We start from the raw sequence: 17,841 nt of genomic DNA on the forward strand, positions 1-17,841 counted from the left end.
TTGCCCAAGCCCGCCTTGGGCAAGCCCTCTCACAAGATACGAGAAGCACCATGTACCAACTCAATCTGGATATCGCTCACTTCCTCGAGCACTACTGGCAGAAGCGCCCTCTCCTCATCAAGGGCGGCTTCACCGACTTTCAGGATCCCATCAGCCCGGACGAGCTGGCGGGTCTGGCCATGGAAGAGGTGGTAGAGTCGCGCCTGGTGACCCGCTTCAACAACAAGTGGGAGGCGGCCCACGGCCCCTTCGAATCCTACGACCATCTGGGGGAAGAGAACTGGACAGTGCTGGTGCAGGCCTGCAACCACTGGGTACCCGAGGTGCACGAGCTGGCGCTGCCGTTCCAGTTCATCCCGGGCTGGCGCTTTGACGACGTCATGGTGAGCTTCTCCACCCCTCACGGCGGCGTCGGCCCCCACATCGATAACTACGACGTCTTCATCGCCCAGGGCCAGGGCAAGCGTCACTGGCGCGTCGGCGATGCAACGCCGCGAAGCGAGTTCGCCGCCCATGCAGCCCTGCTGCACTGCGAGCCGTTCGAGGCGATCATCGACGTCATCATGGAGCCGGGCGACATCCTCTACATCCCGCCCGGATTCCCCCACGAGGGCTACGCCATCGAGCCCTCCCTGAACTTCTCGGTGGGCTTCCGCGCACCGGACGCCAGGGCGCTTATCTCCTCCTTTGCCGATCACCTGATCGACAACGATCTGCGCACCGAGCGCTATGGCGACCCTGACCTCAAGCCCCGCGCCCGTCACGGCGAGATCCAGCCCCATGAGCTGCACCGCTTGCGCGAGCTGATGCAACAGGCCCTCGACGACGAGACCCTGTTCAAGGAGTGGTTCGGCACCATGATCTCCGAGGCCAAGCACGATCTGGACGTGAGCCCCATGGAGCCCGACTACGGCGCCGACGAGGTGGCCGACCTGCTGAGCCAGGGCGAACCCGCCATCAAGGTGCCTGGCCTGCGCACCGTCTGGTTCAGCGGTGAGGCCAGGACCTGCTACATCGACGGCGAGGCCTGGACCCTGCCGGGCGAGGATGCCGCCGCCATTTCCCTGCTCTGCGACAAGGACATGGTCACCCAGGACGACCTGGAGGAGCTCGCCGATCAGGCCGGCTTCCTGCAACTGCTGACCCGCCTCGTCAACCGCGGCTACTGGTTCTTCGGCTAAGCCCGCGCCGGGCCCTGCAACGACAAGGCGCCGCTGTCACCAGCGGCGCCTTTTTCGTTCGCGTGAACTCCCTTTCTCCCCGCCTTGCTGGCAACCGACGGTCTCCCCACTACACTTGGTGACGGTCGGCCATCAAGGCCTGCTCCTCCCGCCGCCTTCGTCGCCTTGTTATTTAACAACATCCGTTCGACACCGGTGCGAACGCAGAGTGGGAACCGAATAGGCCGGCACGCGGAGAAACCAATTATTTTAGCCCGTAAAATCAACAGTGAGCGAAAACGTTATCTTGTGAAATGAGGCCGTTTTCGCTCAAAACGTTGTTTCTGGATCATAAAAAGTATCCAAAAACTGGTGTATATTGCACGGCGGAAATTCCTTAACCATGAAGACTGACATGAAAAAGACCAAAATCGTCTGCACCATCGGTCCCAAGACCGAATCCAAAGAAATGCTGGGCAAGATGCTGGATGCCGGCATGAACGTCATGCGCCTGAACTTCTCCCACGGCGACTACGCCGAACACGGTGGTCGCATCAGCAACCTGCGCGCTGTCATGGCCGAAACCGGCAAGCAAGCAGCCATCCTGCTGGACACCAAGGGCCCGGAAATCCGTACCATCAAACTGGAAGGCGGCAACGACGTCTCCCTGGTGGCCGGCCAGACCTTCACCTTCACCACCGACCAGACCGTGATCGGCAACAAGGATCGCGTCGCCGTGACCTACGCCGGTTTTGCCAGCGACCTGCGCGTCGGCAACCGTATCCTGGTTGACGATGGCCTGATCGGCCTGGACGTCATCGAGATCACCGAACGCGAAGTGATCTGTAAAGTCCTGAACAACGGCGATCTGGGCGAGAACAAGGGCATCAACCTGCCGGGCGTCTCCATCAAGCTGCCGGCCCTGGCCGAGAAAGACAAGCGCGACCTGATCTTCGGTTGCGAGCAGGGCGTCGATTTCGTGGCCGCCTCCTTCATCCGCAAGAAGGAAGACGTGCTGGAAATCCGTGAGCACCTGAAGGCCCACGGTGGCGAGGCCATCCAGATCATCTCCAAGATCGAAAACCAGGAAGGCCTGGACAACTTCGACGAGATCCTGGCCGTGTCCGACGGCATCATGGTCGCCCGCGGCGACATGGGTGTGGAAATCCCGGTTGAAGAAGTGATCTTCGCCCAGAAGATGATCATCGAGAAGTGCAACAAGGCACGCAAAGTGGTCATCACCGCCACCCAGATGCTGGACTCCATGATCAAGAACCCGCGTCCGACCCGCGCCGAAGCCGGCGACGTGGCCAACGCCATCCTGGACGGTACCGATGCGGTCATGCTGTCCGGTGAGTCCGCCAAGGGCAAGTACCCGCTGGAAGCCGTGACCATCATGGCCACCATCTGCGAGCGTACCGACTCCGTGATGCCGTCCAACCTGTCTGCCGCCAACGACAGCAACAAGCTGCGCATCACCGAAGCGGTCTGCAAAGGCGCGGTCGAGACCTCCGAGAAGCTGGACGCCCCGCTGATCGTGGTCGCCACCGAAGGCGGCAAGTCTGCCAAGGCCATCCGCAAGTACTTCCCGAAAGCCTGGATCCTGGCCATCACCACCAACAAGAAGACCGCTGCCCAGCTGGTGCTGACCAAGGGTGTGGTGACTCACGTGGTCGACTCCATCGCCTCCACCGACGATTTCTATCGCATCGGCAAAGAAGCCGCGCTGGAAATCGGCATGGGCGTGAAGGGTGACGTGGTTGTCATGGTCTCCGGTGCCCTGGTACCGAGCGGCACCACCAACACCGCCTCCGTTCACGTGCTGTAATCAGCCCTGAACCGATGAAAGCGGCGCCTTCGGGCGCCGTTTTTTTTATCTCTCCCCCCTGCTGCCTCTCTCGCGCCGGTGCTAGAATCCACGCGGATTTTTCCCAGGTGGACAATCCTTCGAACCTCGCATAATCACCCGGACGTTTTATGCTCTCAACACGATTCAAAAGAGCCTCGGCTACCCTGTTGCCGCTGTTCTGCTTACTCATTACCCTCTGCGCCCCGCACGCCATGGCGCAGGACCTGCCCCAGCGCGCCACCGTGCAGCGGGCGCTGGATGCCCTCGGCAAGTCGGATGCCCTCACCGTCAGCCAGCAGGCGGATCACAAGTTCCTGACCGACACCCTCTCCCTGCTCGACAGCATCGACAAGGAGAAGAGCAAGGCCAAGAGCCAGAACGAGCGCATTCGCTCCCTGCCGGCCGAGCTGCGCGACATCAGCGCCAGGCTCGAGGCCCTGACCCAGGGCAAGAGCCCGGAGCAGCTCAGGAGCGAATACGCCACCATGAGCCTGGCGGAGCTCGACAGCCGCCAGCCCGAGATCATGGCCAACATGCAGGATGCCCAGGAGGCCCTCGGCACCATCGGCAGCCAGATCACCAGCCTGCAGACCCTGCCGGAGCGGGCCCAGGCCAACATGAGCCGCGCCTATCAACGCAGCCAGGAGATCCGCACCCGCCTCAATTCCGGGGACGGGGTGAGCAGCGCCGAGAAGATGAAGCTGGGCGCCGAGCTGGCCCTGCTGGATCTGCAACTGGCCAACCTGCAAAAGGAGCTGGACAACCGCACCAGCATGCAGGATCTGGCGGTCAAGCAGCGCGATTACCAGAGCGCACGGCTCGCGAGCGAGGAGCAGAAGCTGCAGGCCCTGCAGGAGCAGAGCAGCGCCAAGCGCCTGGGTGACACCGAGAAGACCGCCGAGCAGACCGGCGAGCTGGTGGCCGCCGAGGACAACCCCCTGGTGCAAAAGGAGCAGGAGATCAACCACCAGCTCAGCCAGCAGCTCATCAGCGCCACCACCAGCCTCAACTCGCTCGCCCAGAAGAATCTGCAGGCCAAAAGCTGGCTGGAGCGCGGCACCCAGACCGAGCGCAACCTCAACGAACAGGTGCAGATGCTCAAGGGCAACCTGCTGCTGTCGCGCATCCTCTACCAGCTCTACCAGCAGCTGGAGGCGGCGCCCTCCACCCTGGTGAAGAACCTGGAAGAGCAGATCGCCGACCTGCACCTAGCCCAGTTCGAGCTGAGCCAGCAACGTGACCAGCTGTTCCAGAAGACCCAGTATCTGGACAACCTGATCGCCAGCAGCGGCGAGACGGTGAGCGAGGAGGACAAGGCGAACCTTGCCAAGCTCATCGACACCCGCATCAGCCTGCTGGACCAGCTCAACCGCCAGATGGATGCCCAGCTCACCAACGCCATCAGCCTGCAGCTGACCCAGCAGCAGCTGAGCCGGGTCTATGCCTCCATCGAGTTCACCCTGCAACAGCACATCTTCTGGGTGAGCAGCAACAAGCCCATCGACGCCAAGTGGTTCATCAGCTGGCCGGCCCAGGCCTACAAGCAGGTCTCCGACTGGGTGCTGAAACCGGACTGGAGCGGCTGGGGCGACATGCTGCTGGCGGTCTCCCTGCTGGCGCTGCCGCTGCTGCTGGTGGGCGGTCTGCTGCTGTGGAAACGCGGCACCCTGCTCGATCGCCAGAAGAAGATCGCCAAGGATCTCGGCCGCTTCCGCCAGGACAGCCAGTGGCACACCCCGCGCGCCCTGCTGTTCACCGTGTTGCAGCGCCTGCCGGGCACCCTCTTCATCCTGGCCGCCGGCCTGCTGCTGGCCTATTGCGGCCTGCTGAGCCCGAAACTCATCTTCCAGATCACCCTGAACCTGGCCCTCGGCTACCTGGTGTTCAGCGTCTATCTGTCGGTGATGCGCCCGGGCGGCATCGGCGAGACCCACTTCCGCATCCCCCGTGACGAGCTGCAGGCCAAGCGCAACAGCATGCGCTACCTCTGGCTGCCCCTGCTGCCCCTCATCATGCTGTCGACCAAGGCGGTGGTGGAACCCTCCTCCCTTGGCAACGACGTGATAGGCCAGGCCCTGACCATGCTGCTGCTGGGGCTGACCGCCTACCTGGTGCTGCCCATCTCCCGCGCCCGCATCAAGGGCGAGGCGAGCATGTTGCAGACCCTGACCGCCGTCGCCCTGGCGCTGGCGCCGGTGGCGCTCATGGTGCTGGCGGCCCTCGGCTACTACTACACGGCCCTGAAACTGACCGGCCGCCTCATCGAGTCCTTCTACCTCCTCATCATCTGGAGCCTGGTCTATCGCACCGCCCTGCGCGGCCTCGAGCTGGCGGCCCGCCGCCTGGCCTATCGCCGCGCCGTCGCCAAGCGCGAGCACAAGACCCTGGAGGATGCGGAAGGGGGCGAGGCCATCGAAGAGCAGCCCATGGATCTGGAAGAGGTCAGCCAGCAGTCCCTGCGTCTGACCCGCATCATGCTGCTGGTGGTGTTCGGCGTCGCCTTCTACTGGCTCTGGTCCGATCTGGTGGCGGTCTTCACCTACCTCGACAGCGTGGTGCTGTGGCACAAGAGCGAGGGGACAGGCGCCAATGCCGTGCTCTATCCCATCAGCCTGAGCGACGTGCTGACCGGCCTCTTCCTGTTCGGCGCCGCCCTCTCCCTGGCCCGCAACCTGCCTGGCCTGCTGGAGGTGCTGGTGCTCTCCAGGATGCGCCTCGCCCAGGGCACGGCCTACGCCTTCACCACCATGCTCAACTACGTGCTGATCGGCATGGGCTCGCTGACGGCGCTGGCCATGCTGGGGGTCCAGTGGGAGAAGCTGCAGTGGCTGGCCGCCGGCCTCTCGGTCGGTATCGGTTTCGGCATGCAGCAGATCGTCTCCAACTTCATCTCGGGCATCATCATCCTGTTCGAGCGCCCGGTGCGGATCGGCGACACCGTGACCATCGGCACCATCTCGGGGACGGTCAACAAGATCCGGATCCGCTCGACCACCCTCACCGACTTCGACCGCAAGGAGGTGATCATCCCGAACCAGCAGCTGATGATAGAACGGCTGATCAACTGGTCCCTGTCCGATACCGTCACCCGGGTCATCGCCCGGGTCGGGGTGGCCTATGGCTCGGATCTGGATCTGACCCGCAAGCTGTTGATGCAGGCGGCCACGGAGAACAGCCGGGTCCTGAAGGATCCCGCTCCCACCGTCTACTTCCTCACCTTCGGGCCCAGCACCCTGGATCACGAGCTGCGCTTCTTCGTGAGCGAGCTGGGGGATCGCAACCCGGCCATCGACGAGCTGAACCGCCGCATCGACGTGCTGTTCCGCGAGCATGGCATCGAGATCGCGTTCAATCAGATGGACGTCTACATCAAGAACATGCAGGGAGACGAACAGAAGGTGGAATCCCGCCCGGCGCTGCCGCCGGCGGGGCACCAGCCCGTCTGATCCCGCCCGCTTGCACAGGCCCCGTCACGGGGCCTGTTTTTTTTCAGCCTCTCTGGCGCCTTGAAAGCGGGGCGAGCCCCCCAATATAGGGAGGACAACGGACTGTCAGCCACGAGGAAGCCGATGGACTATCTCTACGCCGTGGTGCTCTTTGCCATCTCGGCATCGGTCACCCCCGGGCCCAACAACATCATGGTGATGAGCGCCGGGGCCAACTTCGGGGTGCGCAGGAGCCTGCCCCTGCTCATGGGGATCTGCGTCGGTTTCACCCTGATGCTGTTGCTGGTGGGGCTGGGCTTCGGCCGGCTCTTTACCCTCTTCCCCGAACTCCACTTTTTCATCAAGTGCGCGGGCACCCTCTACCTGCTCTATCTCGCCTGGCTCATCGCCCGCTCGGCGGGCGAGGTGACGGGGAGCACTCAGGCCCGCCCCCTCGGCTTTTTCAAGGGGGCCCTGTTCCAGTGGGTCAATGCCAAGGCCTGGGTGGTCGCCACCGGCGCCATCGCCGCCTTCACCAGCGCGGGGGCCGACTTCCACCAGCAGAACCTCGCCATCGCCCTGATCTTCTTCATCGTCTCTTTCCCCTGTGTCGGGCTCTGGCTCCTGTGCGGTGCCCTGCTCAAGCGCTGGCTGGCCGACGACCTGGCCCGCCGCCGCTTCAACCAGACCATGGCGGCCCTGCTGGTCCTCTCCGTGGTGCCCGTCATTCAGGAGATACTGAGCCGACCCTGAGCGTCCATCCCTGATTCCCCTTCATCCCGACGCAGCGCCGTCGTTGAGGAGCATGCAATGCAACAAGTGGTCTATGTGGCCAACCCGGTGAGCGGGTTGATCCATGTGTTTCGGCTGGAAGAGGGCGAACTGCGCCCGCTGCAGGAGGTGCAGACCGGCGGCGAGGTGCAGCCTCTGGTCATCAGCCCGGACCGGCACTGGCTCCATGCCGGGGTGCGCCCCGACTTTCGGGTGCAAAGCTATCCCATCGCCGCCGATGGCCGGCTCGGGGCCCCGACCTCGGCGCCGCTGCTCGGCAGCGCCTCCCACACTTGCACCGATGGGAGCGGGCGCCTCTTCTTCGCCGCCTCCTACGCCTTCAACCACGTCAGCGTGTCGCGCCGGGACGAAGAGGGCCGGATGCAGCCCCCCCACCAATGCCTCGACAACCTGATGGCGGCCCACTCGGTGACGCCGCTTGTGGGAAACGAGGGAGGGCAGGAGCTGCTGGTGGCCTGTCTGAAGGAGGATATCATCCGCCGCTTCACCCTGGGGCAGGATGACAGGCTCTCCCCCCACCCCCTGGGGGATCTGCATACCGCCCAAGGCGCCGGGCCCCGCCATCTGGCGCTGCACCCGGACAACGGCGACCTCTACTGCCTGTGCGAGCTGGACTGCACCCTCTACCGCTACCACAGGGAAGCGGACGGCCGCATCGACGAGCGGGAGCGCCTGGACATGCTGCCCGAAGGCTATCAGGGGGAGCGCTGGGGGGCGGATCTGCACCTGACCCCGGACGGGCGTTTTCTCTACACCAGCGAGCGGGCCAGCAGCCTGCTCACCCTGTTCGGGATCGACGAGAAGGACGGCGCCCTGATTCCCCTCGGCCACTTCCCGACCGAGGCCTGCCCCCGCGGCTTTGCCATCGACCACGGCGGCCACTGGCTCATCGCCACCGGGCAGCAGTCCGACCAGGTGGCGGTGCACCGCATCGACCCCGAGAGCGGGCGCCTCACCCTGGCCTCCCGCCACGAGGTGGGCAAGGGCGCCATGTGGGTGAGGATCCTGAACCTGGCCGAGCGCCCCGCCTGAGGGACGGGGAGAACATCCCCCCGGGCCATCCCCCACAAAAGCAGGCGGCGCCGAGGGAGCGCCGCCTGTGGGAGAGTCCGAAGAGCCGGCCCCTAGTTGCCGTTGAGCTCGTCGTCCGGCCAGTACTTGTAACCCTGCATGGTGGCCTGCACCGCCACCCCCTTCTCGGTGATCTGGTACATCTTCACCTTCTGGAAGTCCGCGTTGGCCGCCTCGCTCACCACCACCTTGCCATCCTCGGCGGACTTGGCGGCCAGATCCGCCTGGGCGCTGGCGTCGAAGCCGGTGGTGACGAAGCGATCCAGCGCCGCCGCATCGTTGAAGATGATCAGGGCCTGAAACTTCTTGATCCCCATGCCCACCCCGAACCCGGCGGAAGCCATCTTCATGTAGGTGTCGCGGCCGGTGCGATGATCCCGCAGCACGCCATAGCCGGTGCCCGTGCTGATCACCAGCAGGTTGTTGTTCACGTTGGCGAAGACGGCGTAGCCCTTGGCTCTGGCCACCTCCTGCTTGATCCCCGGATCCTGACCGTACATGGTGGAGAGCGTCTGCTGACGCATCTGCAAGATGGTATTGCGCTGCTGGGCCGGGGTATCGCCCTTGGCTGCGCACCCGACCAGCAGCAACACGGCCAGGATCTGGCCCCATAACCGCATCTGATCCATAAGATGACTCCTTACTGTGTCGATCCGAACGCCAATCCCCCATCGGGCGGCGCCCCGTCCGTTGAGTATAACCAGCCAGCCCCAGGCACTGCCGCGCCCTCAGCCCCTGGTCACCTCCCCGAGAAACTCGGTGAAGCGCCGCCAGGACTTGGCATCGGCGTCGGCGCGGTAGTTGTCCGAGCCGAACACGCTGAAGGCGTGGGGGGCACCGCTGTAGCTGGTCGCCTCGTGCTTGACCCCGGCGCGCTCCAGCTCGCCGACCAGCGTCGCGAACTGGGTGAGCGGCACCGCCTCGTCGGCGCTGCCGTGCTGGATCAGCAGATGCCCCTTCGTCTGGTTGTAGTCCTGCCCGGCCGGGGTCTCCAGCCCGCCGTGCACGCTCACCACCCCCTTCAAATCCGCCCCGCTGCGGGCCAGCTCCAGCACGGCGGCCCCGCCGAAGCAGTAACCGAGGGCCACCGCATTGTCGAGCCGCCCCCCCTGTCGGCCCGCCTCGGCGAGCCCCCCTTGCAGCAGCTTGCGCATCCGGCTCCTGTCCTGATAGAGGGCCCCGGTCAGCTTCTTCTTCTCCTCCATGGCGGTCGGCCTCACCCCTGCGCCGAACAGGTCCACCGCAAAGACGCTGTAGCCGAGCGCCACCAGCATCTCGGCGCGCTTGATTTCATAGCCGTTGAGCCCGTCCCAGTCGTGCACCAGCACCACCAGGGGGGCCTGCTTGTCGGCGGCCGCCAGGTAATACCCCTCGAACGGCTGCCCCTCCACCTCGTAGCGCACCGCACCGGCCTCGGCCACGCCGCTTCCCATCAGCCCGAACAGGGCCAGGATCCATGCCTTCCTCATCGCCTATCCCTCCAGCTTGAATGACGCTCCTGAGTGTAGTCCCTCGGGAGAGGCGGCCAGAGAGGGGGGCCGCCGGCCCAAAAAGCGAGAGGCCACCCTGGGGTGGCCTCTTGTCAGACAAGGGAAAGAGTCCGTGCCCGGACTCAGTCCTTGGCGCTCTCCATGGTACCCTCTTCGGAGTGCTGGGGCAGGATGAGGTTCAGCAGAAAGAAAGAAGCCACCCGAAGGTGGCCTCTTGTCGGATCAGGGGGTGACGACGCTTAATCCTTGGCGCTCTCCATCGCGCCCTCCTCGGAGTGCTGGGGCAGGATGAGGTTCAGCAGGATGGCGGCCACCGAGGCCAGCCCCACGCCCGCCAGGGCGAAGTCGCCGATCTTCATCTCCAGGGCACCGACGCCGACGGTCAGGGTCACGGCCACGATGGCGATGTTGCGGGACAGGCCCAGATCCACCTTGGACTCCACCAGGGTCTTGAGGCCGATGGCGGCGATGGATCCGAACAGCAACAGCATGATGCCGCCCATCACCGGCATGGGGATGGAGGTGAGCAGGGCGTTGAACTTGCCGAAGAAGGCCAGAATGATGGCGAACACCGCGGCCCAGGTCATGGTGACCGGGTTGAAGTTGCGGGTGATCATCACGGCGCCGGTCACTTCGGCGTAGGTGGTGACGGGGGGACCACCGATGAGGCCGGCGAAGCAGACGCCGATGCCGTCACCGGCCAGGGTGCGGTGCAGCCCCGGGTTCTTGGTGTAGTCCTGCCCGGTCACGCCGCCGATGGCGAGCACGCCGCCGATGTGCTCGATGCAGGGGGCGATGGCCACCGGCAGCATGAAGAGCGCCGCGGCCCAGTTGATCTCCGGGGTCTCGAAGTGGGGCAGCGCCAGCCAGGGGGCGTTGACCATGCCGTCGAAACTCACCTGGCCCATCAGCACGGCAGAGACATAACCGGCGATCACGCCGCACAGGATGGGAATGAGCTTGATCCAGCCCTTGCAGAACACGGCCGCGATCAGGGTTACCGCCAGCGAAATGCCCGCCAGGGTCAGGGCGGTCGCCGGTGGCACCACCTGCTCACCGCCGGCGCGTCCCATGGCCATGTTGCAGGCCACCTGGGCCACCGACAGGCCGATCACCATGATCACCGGGCCAATCACCACGGGGGGCAGCAGCTTGTGCACGAAGCCCATGCCCCGGGCGCGGATGACGGCCGCCAGGATGAAGTACATGAAGCCCGCGGCGAACAGACCGAACATGGTGGAGGGCAGGCCCCAGGTCTGGGTGGCATAGATGATGGGGGCGATGAAGGCGAAGCTGGAGCCGAGGAAGATCGGCACCTGGCGACGGGTGCAGAGCTGGAACAGCAGGGTGCCTACACCGGCGCCAAGCAGGGCCATGGAGGGGTTCAGTCCGGTGAGCAGGGGCACCAGCACCATGGCACCGAAGGCGACAAACAGAATTTGCAGCCCGGCGACGCTTTGCTTGACCAAGGAAAACATGGGTATCCTTAATTTTTTGATAACTGACAGGGATATTTGACACTTTTCAGTCATCACAAGACGTTTTCAAGGCAGAAAATGAGCCATTGGGCGTCATTTGTTGCCTTTTACTGCTTGGGGAGGGCATGAAACTGGCTTTTTAGGCGGGATTCGTTGCTACAAGCATCGAGTATGCGATTTTACGCACTTTTGTGGCCGACGCCAATCGTTTTTCCGGGCAGATAGCATGGCAAGGGTTTCAACTGGTCGCCCGACCCGCCGCCCCCGGTTGGGCCGAGATGGCTACCGCCCCGGTGGCAGACGCAAAAAAACGGGGTGGCTGGCGCCACCCCGTCGCGTTTTTCGAAACCCCGTCAGACCCGGCGATAGGGCAGATAGACCGGCTCCCACATGTGGCTCAGGATGTGCTGATGCAGATCCTGGCCGATCAGGGGGTGGGAGGGATCCCGGCGCACTATGTCCTTGAGCACCGCGGTCGCCACGTGCACCGAGATGTTGCGCAGCTCGCTGATCCTCGGATAGACGGTGCCCCGGGCGAGATCCGCCTCATCCACGCATTCCGCCAGCGCGAAGGCGGCGGTGGTGAAGATGTCAGGGCTGATCTCGCGGATCTGGCTGACGATGGCGGCCAGTCCCACGCCGGGGAAGATGAAGACGTTGTTGCCCTGGCCGATGCGATAGTCCTGCCCCTCGAAGTGCACGTCCTTGAACGGGCTGCCGGTGGCGACGATGGCGCGGCCCCGGCTCCAGCGGAAGATGTCCTCCGGCAGCGCCTCGCAGTTGGCGGTGGGGTTGGAGAGCGGGAACACCATGGGGCGCTCGCAGTGGGCCAGCATCAGCTGGATGTGCTCCTCCTGGAAGGCGCCACCGGCGCCGCTGGTGCCGAGCAGCACTGTGATGGGCACGTGGCGCAGCACCTCGGTCAGCCCCGCCTTGCCCTGCAGCTCCCACTGGGCCAGCAGCAGGCCCGGCTTGGCGTAGCGGCGCTTGTATTCGTCCAGCCCCTCCCGGTTGTCGCACACCAGCCCCTGGGTATCCAGGATGTAGATGCGATCCCGGGCCGCCTGCGGGTCCAGCCCCTCGCGGATCATCCCCGCGCAGATCTGATCCGCCACCCCGACCCCGCCGGCCCCGGCCCCGTAGACCAGGTAGTTCTGCTGGCCCAGGGTCTCGCCCTTGGACTTGACCGCTCCTATGATGCCCGCCAGCACCACGGCGCCTGTGCCCTGGATGTCGTCGTTGAACGACGGCAGCACCTGCTGGTAGCGGGCCAGGTTGTTGAAGGCATTGGACTTGCTGAAGTCCTCCCACTGCAGCACGGCGTTCGGGAAGTGACGCTTGACCCCGGCCACGAACTTGTCGATGAAGTCGTCGTACTCCTTGCCGCGGATGCGCCTGTGGGGCTGACCCAGGTACATGGGGTCATCCAGCAGCGCCTGGTTGTCGGTGCCCACGTCCAGCGCGATGGGCAGGCAGCAGGCGGGATGGATGCCGGCCCCCAGGGTATAGAGGGCGAGCTTGCCGATGGGAATGCCCATGCCGCCCACCCCCTGATCGCCGATGCCGAGGATCCCCTGGCTGTCGGTGACGACTATGATGCGCACCGCCTTGGCGTCCATGTGTCGGGCCAGGGAGCCCATGTCATCGACGTTCTTCTGGGTGATGTAGAGGCCGCGCGGCTTCTGGAAGCGGTGGCTGAACTCCTGGCACGCCTTGCCCACGGTCGGGGTATAGATGTAGGGGGTCATCTCCTCCACGTGGCGCGACAGGAGGGCGTAGAACAGGGTTTCGTTGCGATCCTGCAGGGCCCTCAGGTTCTGGTACTTCTCGATGTCGCTGCAGGCGCTCAGGAAGGCCTCATAGACCCGCTCCAGCTGGGCCTCGAAGGTCTGCACCTGGGGCGGCAGCAGGCCGTCGAGCTCGAAGTCGGCCCGCTCCTGTTCGGTGAAGGCGGTGCCCTTGTTGAGGTTGCGATCGTTGAGCAGATCGGTGCCCGTCAGCGCGACCGGGCGAAAGTCCTCGCCCTGTGCATCTTTCCACAGCAGATATTGTCCGGTAGCCATAGTCATTCTCTTTGATTTACATGAAGTTGCCATTCGGCAGGAGAGCAAGACTCAGATTGGTGCGGATCATATGACGTTTAGGGATTCGGTTTTGTGAGCTCAGCCATACCCTGCGGCCAAAGCCCCGCCGGCCAGGGTCGGGAGAGGCTTGCTCCGGCGGCGCGCTTGGCGCAAGATCCCCCCGGCCCCTTGCCTGCCCTCTTCACCCCCAGGAGCACCATGAGCATGCCCCAGCCCCCCGCATTTCCCGTTTCCGCCGTCATCCTGGCCGGTGGCCGTGCCACCCGCATGGGGGGCGACGACAAGGGCTGGGTGCCCCTCGCGGGCACTCCCCTGATCGAACACGTGCTCGATCGCCTGCGCCCCCAGGTGGACGAGGTGCTGATCAATGCCAACCGCAGCGAGGATCGCTATCGGCAGCTTGCCCCCGTCATCCGCGACCAGCATGCCGACTTCCAGGGGCCGCTGGCCGGGATGCAGGCGGGTCTTGCCGCCGCCCGCCACGACTGGGTGCTGTTCGTCCCCTGTGACGGCCCCGCCCTACCCCGGGATCTGATGGCCCGCTTTCGCGCCGCCGTGACCCCTGATACAGAACTGGTGGTGGCCCACGACGGCGAGCACCTCCAGCCCGTGGTCGCCCTGCTGCGCCGTGCCCTGCTCCCCTCCCTGCAACGGGCGCTGGCTTCGGGGGAGCGCAAGACCGGGGCCTGGTTTGCCCGCCACCGGATGGCGGTGGTGCCCTTTGCCGACCAGCCCGATGCCTTCGTCAACCTCAACAGCCCGGCCGAGCTCGCCGCCTGGGAGGCGAGGCTGCTGGAAGGGGGCGCGCCATGAGCCCCCTGCCCCTGCTTGGCTTCGTCGCCTGGAGCGGCACCGGCAAGACCACGCTGCTGGAGCGCCTCATCCCCCTGCTCGGCCAGCGCGGCCTGCGCCTCGGGGTGCTCAAGCACACCCACCACGACTTCGACATCGACCGGCCCGGCAAGGACAGCCACCGCCTGCGCCAGGCGGGCGCCGTCCAGGTGATGGCGGCCTCCGACCGGCGCCACGCCCTCATCCGGGAGACGCCAGAGGGGGAGCCTTCCCTGGCGGCGCTGCTGGCCCGCTTCGATGCCAGCGCCCTGGATCTGCTGCTGGTCGAGGGGTTCAAGCATCACCATTTTCCCAAGGTGGAGCTGTATCGCGCCGCCATCGGCAGGCCCCTGCTCTTCCCCGATGACCCTGACATCATCGCCCTCGTGAGCGACACGCCCCAGGCGAGCCCCTTGCCCCGCTTCGGCTTCGACGAGCTGGAGGCCATCGCCGACTTTGTCTGCGCCTGGCTGCCCCGACCAGGAGCCCGCCAGCCGGCCCCGCCCCTGCGCCTCTGCGCCCGGCTGCAGGCGCCCCTGCCCCACCCGGCGGGGCTGGCCTCTGTGCCCGGCGTTCTGAGCCAGGATGAGGCGGGCGCCCTGCTGGTACGTCCGGCGGACGGGTCGCACGACGAGGCCAACTGCCTGATCGAACTCGCCCCCGCGCCCCTCTCCCCCGGCGAGCGGGTGATGATACGTCCGCTGGCGGGCCGGTGACGTCGTATCGCCCCCCTGGCCTTCCCCCTCACCGTCCTGCCGACCCGGGCGTTCAGGCTGCCGGAGAGCACCTGGCCCCTCATCACAAGCCCTCGGCCCGCCCCTGATCCCGCCCCCCCTCGCACCGCCCTCTGACAGAGCAGCGCGCCCACGAAAAAGCCCCGCCGAAGCGGGGCTTTGTGACACCAGGCATACTCCCCCTTCGGGAGGCCCCTCAGGCGAGCGTGCGCCCCTCCCGGCTCATCTCATCGAGCTGCTGGCGGCTCAGGGTCGAGATCAGCTTGTCGTCCAGATAGAGGTGCAGCAGATCGCCGTGCATCTCGCCGCGCATGGTGCCGCGTCTGCCGTCGAGGTAGTGGATCTCCATCTGCGCCGTGTGGGCGTCCGGGTAGCGCATCTCCACCTCGCGCACCCCCTGGGGCAGCATGGCCAGCGGCACCTTGTTGAGGGCCGGATCCAGGTGCTGGTTGACCTTGATGACGGCGTCGGCCTTCTGATCCACCAGGGCCGGCGACTTGCCGGTGATGGGGTTCTTGCCGGACCAGAATTCGATGGTGTTGAACACGAAGAGATCCGCCGTCGCCGCCAGGCCATAGACGGGGGAGAGCAGCATGAAGACGCCGGCGCGGCCGTAGCGGTTGTCCACCACGCTGAGGTTGCCCTTGGTCACCATGGCGGAGAGCCCCATCTGTCCCATGCAACCGCCGAGCCCCAGGCTCGCCCCCATTCCCAGCAGCAGGGCCAGGGCCCTGCCTCTCTGTCGTACTGCCATCGTTGTCTACCCGTTCAATGAAAAAGGAGGCGGCAGCCTAAACAAGTGCTCCGGGCAGGACAATTGACAAGGGGGAGCCCGTACAGCCCGGGTTCAGCCTGGCGGCGCGATCGCTCACTCTTTTGGCGATACCGTCAGCCCCTGTCGCCAGACCGGCTCCTCAGATGGAGAGGGCGGAGACCGTCTGGGAGACCCTGTCCGCCTCCTGGTGGATCTCGCTCATCAGTCGGGAGGCGCCGGCGATCTGCTGCTTGCCGAGTTCGGCGCTGCCGGCCACCCCGGCCATGTCCTCGGTCACCCTGGCGGTCAGCTCCCGGTTCTTCTGCACCACCCTGGCGATCTCGTCGGTAGAGAGCGACGTGCGGGCGGCCAGCTGGCGCACCTCGTCCGCCACCACCGCAAAGCCGCGTCCCTGCTCCCCGGCCCGCGCCGCCTCGATGGCCGCGTTGAGGGCCAGCAGGTTGGTCTGATCGGCGATGGCGCTGATGGTCGAGACGATGGCCTCTATGCTCCTCGACTGCTCGTTGAGCTGGCCGATGAGGGCGATGGCCTGATCTACCCGGGTGGCGATGAGGGAGGAGGTCTCCACCACGGCGCGCAGCAGCTCGGCTCCGGCCTCTGCGCTGTGCAGGGTCTCCTGGGCCGTGCTGTGGGCGAGGCGGGCCGCCTCCCGGGTGGCGTGGTTCTGCTCGATGCGCGCTGTGATGTCGCTGGCGAACTTCACCACCCTGACCACCTTGCCGCTGCCATCCCGAATGGGGTTGTAGGTCGCCTCCAACCAGACCGCCTGTCCCCGGCTGTTGTGGCGCATGAAGAGGCCGGACTTGAACTGGCCCCGGGCCAGCTCCTCCCAGAAGCGGGGCTGCTCGCGCAGGAAGGCCTCGTCACAGAAGATCCTGTGGTGCCTGCCCGCCAGCTCCCCCAGGGAGTAGCCCATGACGTTGAGGAAGTTGGCGTTGGCGCTGATGATGTCGCCGTTCGGGGTGAACTCTATCATGGCCCGGGAACGGTCCAGCGCCTCGGTGAGCGCCTCCAGGCGCTGCAGCTTCTGGTGTCTCTGGGTCACGTCGCTGGCAATCTTCACCACCCGGGTCACCCTGCCCTGCTGCCTCACCGGGAAATAGCTCGCCTCGAGCCAGCGCGTCTCCCCCTGCCGGTTCACCCGCTCGAAGGTGCCAGACTGCGCCTCCCCCTGGGCGAGGCGGCGCCAGAACTGGCGATAGTCGTCGGACTCGGCCCAGGCCCTGGGGCAGAGCCGGCTGTGGGGCTGTCCCGTCAGCTCGCCCGCGTCATACCCCATCAGAGCCAGGAAGGGGGCGCTCGCCTCCAGGATGATCCCCTCCGGACTGAAGAGAAGGGTGGCGGCCCCCGCCTTGATCGCCTCGACCACCCCCTGCTCCTCTTCGAGCCGGGTCTGGCAAGCCTGCAACTGCGCCTTGAGTTTGTGATTGAACATGACACTCCTACCTCATTGACGATCCGGATCGGCACCACAGCCTCACCCACGGAGGGTATCGGCACCGCCAGCGCCGACATAAGTGGTCGGACGACTGAAACGAATGGGGCGCGCAGTGTAGAGAAAAGCGGCGATGCCGCCAAGGGCTGCCAGTACGCAACCCGGCGAGGGGAGGATCAACCCCGCGGTGAAAAAGGCGGCTAACGGGCGGGAACGCACTCAAGACAGGCGGGATTGTCCGCAAACCCGAACCGCTCGTAGAGCGAGCGTCCCTCGTCGCTGGCATGGAGCCACAGCCTGCCCAACTGCTGCTCGCGGGCATAGGCCTTTATGGCGACAAGGAGGGCGTTCGCCATCCCCTGCCTGCGCCAGGCCGGCAGGGTGTACATATTGAGCACATAGCCCTCCCGCCCCGCCAGATTGCCCGGATAGGGCGGGCGCACGAAGAGCGCCAGGGTGCCGCACGCCACCGCCTCGCCCCCCTCTTCCACCAGCCAGCTGCGGGCGTGGCCCTCTTCCAGCGCCCGGGTGAAATAGGTCTGCGTCGCCTGCCAGAGCGCGGGATCCTCATCGGGTCGGGCAAGCTCCCCCACCTCGCAAAAGAGTGCCATGCGCAGCCGCACCAGGGCGGGAATATCGGCGGCTTGGGCCACTCGTACCATCATCATGCTCTCCTTGATAAATGACCGGGGCTCCCCCCGACGCAGGCAGGTTAAC

13 protein-coding genes and 1 pseudogene are annotated in these 17,841 nt (G+C 65.6%); 7 read left to right on the forward strand and 7 right to left on the reverse strand.

Translation table 11 applies throughout. The features are described from left to right. Window positions 1-50: 50 nt before the first annotated feature. The 5 genes from I6L39_RS00225 to I6L39_RS00245 all read left to right on the forward strand — a co-directional run bounded on the left by I6L39_RS00225 (window position 51) and on the right by I6L39_RS00245 (window position 8,258). The gene (locus I6L39_RS00225) at window positions 51-1,181 is read left to right on the forward strand and encodes a cupin domain-containing protein (RefSeq protein WP_216990686.1); all 1,131 of its coding nucleotides are present in this window, start codon (window positions 51-53) and stop codon (window positions 1,179-1,181) included. A 394-nt stretch (window positions 1,182-1,575) separates the two neighbouring features. Beyond that, on the forward strand, window positions 1,576-2,988 hold the full coding sequence (gene pykF / locus I6L39_RS00230; protein WP_042078647.1) for a pyruvate kinase PykF: 1,413 nt from the start codon (window positions 1,576-1,578) through the stop codon (window positions 2,986-2,988). 149 nt (window positions 2,989-3,137) lie between these two features. Then, window positions 3,138-6,455, forward strand: coding sequence for a mechanosensitive channel MscK (gene mscK, locus I6L39_RS00235; protein ID WP_042078648.1), 3,318 nt, complete (start codon window positions 3,138-3,140; stop codon window positions 6,453-6,455). Window positions 6,456-6,578: 123 nt separating this feature from the next. Further along, window positions 6,579-7,187, forward strand: coding sequence for a LysE family translocator (locus I6L39_RS00240; RefSeq protein ID WP_216990687.1), 609 nt, complete (start codon window positions 6,579-6,581; stop codon window positions 7,185-7,187). A 57-nt stretch (window positions 7,188-7,244) separates the two neighbouring features. After that, window positions 7,245-8,258: a beta-propeller fold lactonase family protein gene (locus tag I6L39_RS00245; RefSeq protein ID WP_216990688.1), complete on the forward strand. Its 1,014-nt coding sequence runs from the start codon at window positions 7,245-7,247 to the stop codon at window positions 8,256-8,258. Between the two features lie 92 nt (window positions 8,259-8,350). Here the strand turns inward: I6L39_RS00245 and I6L39_RS00250 are convergent, their stop codons facing one another. The 4 genes from I6L39_RS00250 to I6L39_RS00265 all read right to left on the reverse strand — a co-directional run bounded on the left by I6L39_RS00250 (window position 8,351) and on the right by I6L39_RS00265 (window position 13,328). Further along, entirely contained in the window at window positions 8,351-8,926 is a 576-nt protein-coding gene (locus I6L39_RS00250; protein WP_254203704.1) for a hypothetical protein, read from the reverse strand. A gap of 99 nt (window positions 8,927-9,025) precedes the next feature. Then, complete coding sequence (locus I6L39_RS00255) at window positions 9,026-9,766, reverse strand: dienelactone hydrolase family protein (protein WP_042078652.1); 741 nt, start codon at window positions 9,764-9,766, stop codon at window positions 9,026-9,028. A 260-nt stretch (window positions 9,767-10,026) separates the two neighbouring features. Next, a complete protein-coding gene (locus tag I6L39_RS00260; RefSeq protein WP_216990689.1) occupies window positions 10,027-11,265 on the reverse strand; it encodes a uracil-xanthine permease family protein in 1,239 nt (412 codons plus the stop codon). Between the two features lie 353 nt (window positions 11,266-11,618). Further along, complete coding sequence (locus I6L39_RS00265; RefSeq protein ID WP_209794531.1) at window positions 11,619-13,328, reverse strand: NAD-dependent malic enzyme; 1,710 nt, start codon at window positions 13,326-13,328, stop codon at window positions 11,619-11,621. Window positions 13,329-13,547: 219 nt separating this feature from the next. Here I6L39_RS00265 and mobA point away from each other — a divergent pair, with 219 nt between their 5' ends. Both mobA and mobB read left to right on the forward strand, forming a co-directional pair. Beyond that, window positions 13,548-14,162, forward strand: a complete 615-nt coding sequence (gene mobA, locus I6L39_RS00270) for a molybdenum cofactor guanylyltransferase MobA (protein WP_216990690.1) — start codon at window positions 13,548-13,550, stop codon at window positions 14,160-14,162. After that, window positions 14,159-14,653, forward strand: a pseudogene (mobB, locus tag I6L39_RS00275) (molybdopterin-guanine dinucleotide biosynthesis protein B); the annotation flags it as partial. The gene mobA and the pseudogene mobB, both read left to right, overlap by 4 nt. 457 nt (window positions 14,654-15,110) lie before the next feature. Here mobB and I6L39_RS00280 read toward each other — a convergent pair. The 3 genes from I6L39_RS00280 to I6L39_RS00290 form a co-directional block, all read right to left on the reverse strand. Next, window positions 15,111-15,668: a DUF3332 domain-containing protein gene (locus I6L39_RS00280; protein WP_216990692.1), complete on the reverse strand. Its 558-nt coding sequence runs from the start codon at window positions 15,666-15,668 to the stop codon at window positions 15,111-15,113. A 160-nt stretch (window positions 15,669-15,828) separates the two neighbouring features. Further along, entirely contained in the window at window positions 15,829-17,124 is a 1,296-nt protein-coding gene (locus I6L39_RS00285) for a PAS domain-containing methyl-accepting chemotaxis protein (protein ID WP_216990693.1), read from the reverse strand. A 200-nt stretch (window positions 17,125-17,324) separates the two neighbouring features. Further along, window positions 17,325-17,789 (reverse strand): GNAT family N-acetyltransferase, encoded by a 465-nt coding sequence (locus tag I6L39_RS00290; protein ID WP_216990694.1) that lies wholly within the window; start codon window positions 17,787-17,789, stop codon window positions 17,325-17,327. Window positions 17,790-17,841 lie beyond the last annotated feature (52 nt).

The sequence above is a fragment of the Aeromonas sp. FDAARGOS 1409 genome, assembly GCF_019048705.1.
Taxonomy (GTDB): Bacteria; Pseudomonadota; Gammaproteobacteria; order Enterobacterales; family Aeromonadaceae; genus Aeromonas; species Aeromonas sanarellii.

Excerpts from the sequence above, each read along its gene's own strand:
- I6L39_RS00225 (WP_216990686.1), top strand. The coding sequence starts at position 51 with ATGTACCAACTCAATCTGGATATCGCTCACTTCCTCGAGCACTACTGG.
- pykF (WP_042078647.1), top strand. The coding sequence starts at position 1,576 with ATGAAAAAGACCAAAATCGTCTGCACCATCGGTCCCAAGACCGAATCC.
- mscK (WP_042078648.1), top strand. The coding sequence starts at position 3,138 with ATGCTCTCAACACGATTCAAAAGAGCCTCGGCTACCCTGTTGCCGCTG.
- I6L39_RS00240 (WP_216990687.1), top strand. The coding sequence starts at position 6,579 with ATGGACTATCTCTACGCCGTGGTGCTCTTTGCCATCTCGGCATCGGTC.
- I6L39_RS00245 (WP_216990688.1), top strand. The coding sequence starts at position 7,245 with ATGCAACAAGTGGTCTATGTGGCCAACCCGGTGAGCGGGTTGATCCAT.
- I6L39_RS00250 (WP_254203704.1), bottom strand. The coding sequence starts at position 8,926 with ATGGATCAGATGCGGTTATGGGGCCAGATCCTGGCCGTGTTGCTGCTG.
- I6L39_RS00255 (WP_042078652.1), bottom strand. The coding sequence starts at position 9,766 with ATGAGGAAGGCATGGATCCTGGCCCTGTTCGGGCTGATGGGAAGCGGC.
- I6L39_RS00260 (WP_216990689.1), bottom strand. The coding sequence starts at position 11,265 with ATGTTTTCCTTGGTCAAGCAAAGCGTCGCCGGGCTGCAAATTCTGTTT.
- I6L39_RS00265 (WP_209794531.1), bottom strand. The coding sequence starts at position 13,328 with ATGGCTACCGGACAATATCTGCTGTGGAAAGATGCACAGGGCGAGGAC.
- mobA (WP_216990690.1), top strand. The coding sequence starts at position 13,548 with ATGAGCATGCCCCAGCCCCCCGCATTTCCCGTTTCCGCCGTCATCCTG.
- I6L39_RS00280 (WP_216990692.1), bottom strand. The coding sequence starts at position 15,668 with ATGGCAGTACGACAGAGAGGCAGGGCCCTGGCCCTGCTGCTGGGAATG.
- I6L39_RS00285 (WP_216990693.1), bottom strand. The coding sequence starts at position 17,124 with ATGTTCAATCACAAACTCAAGGCGCAGTTGCAGGCTTGCCAGACCCGG.
- I6L39_RS00290 (WP_216990694.1), bottom strand. The coding sequence starts at position 17,789 with ATGATGGTACGAGTGGCCCAAGCCGCCGATATTCCCGCCCTGGTGCGG.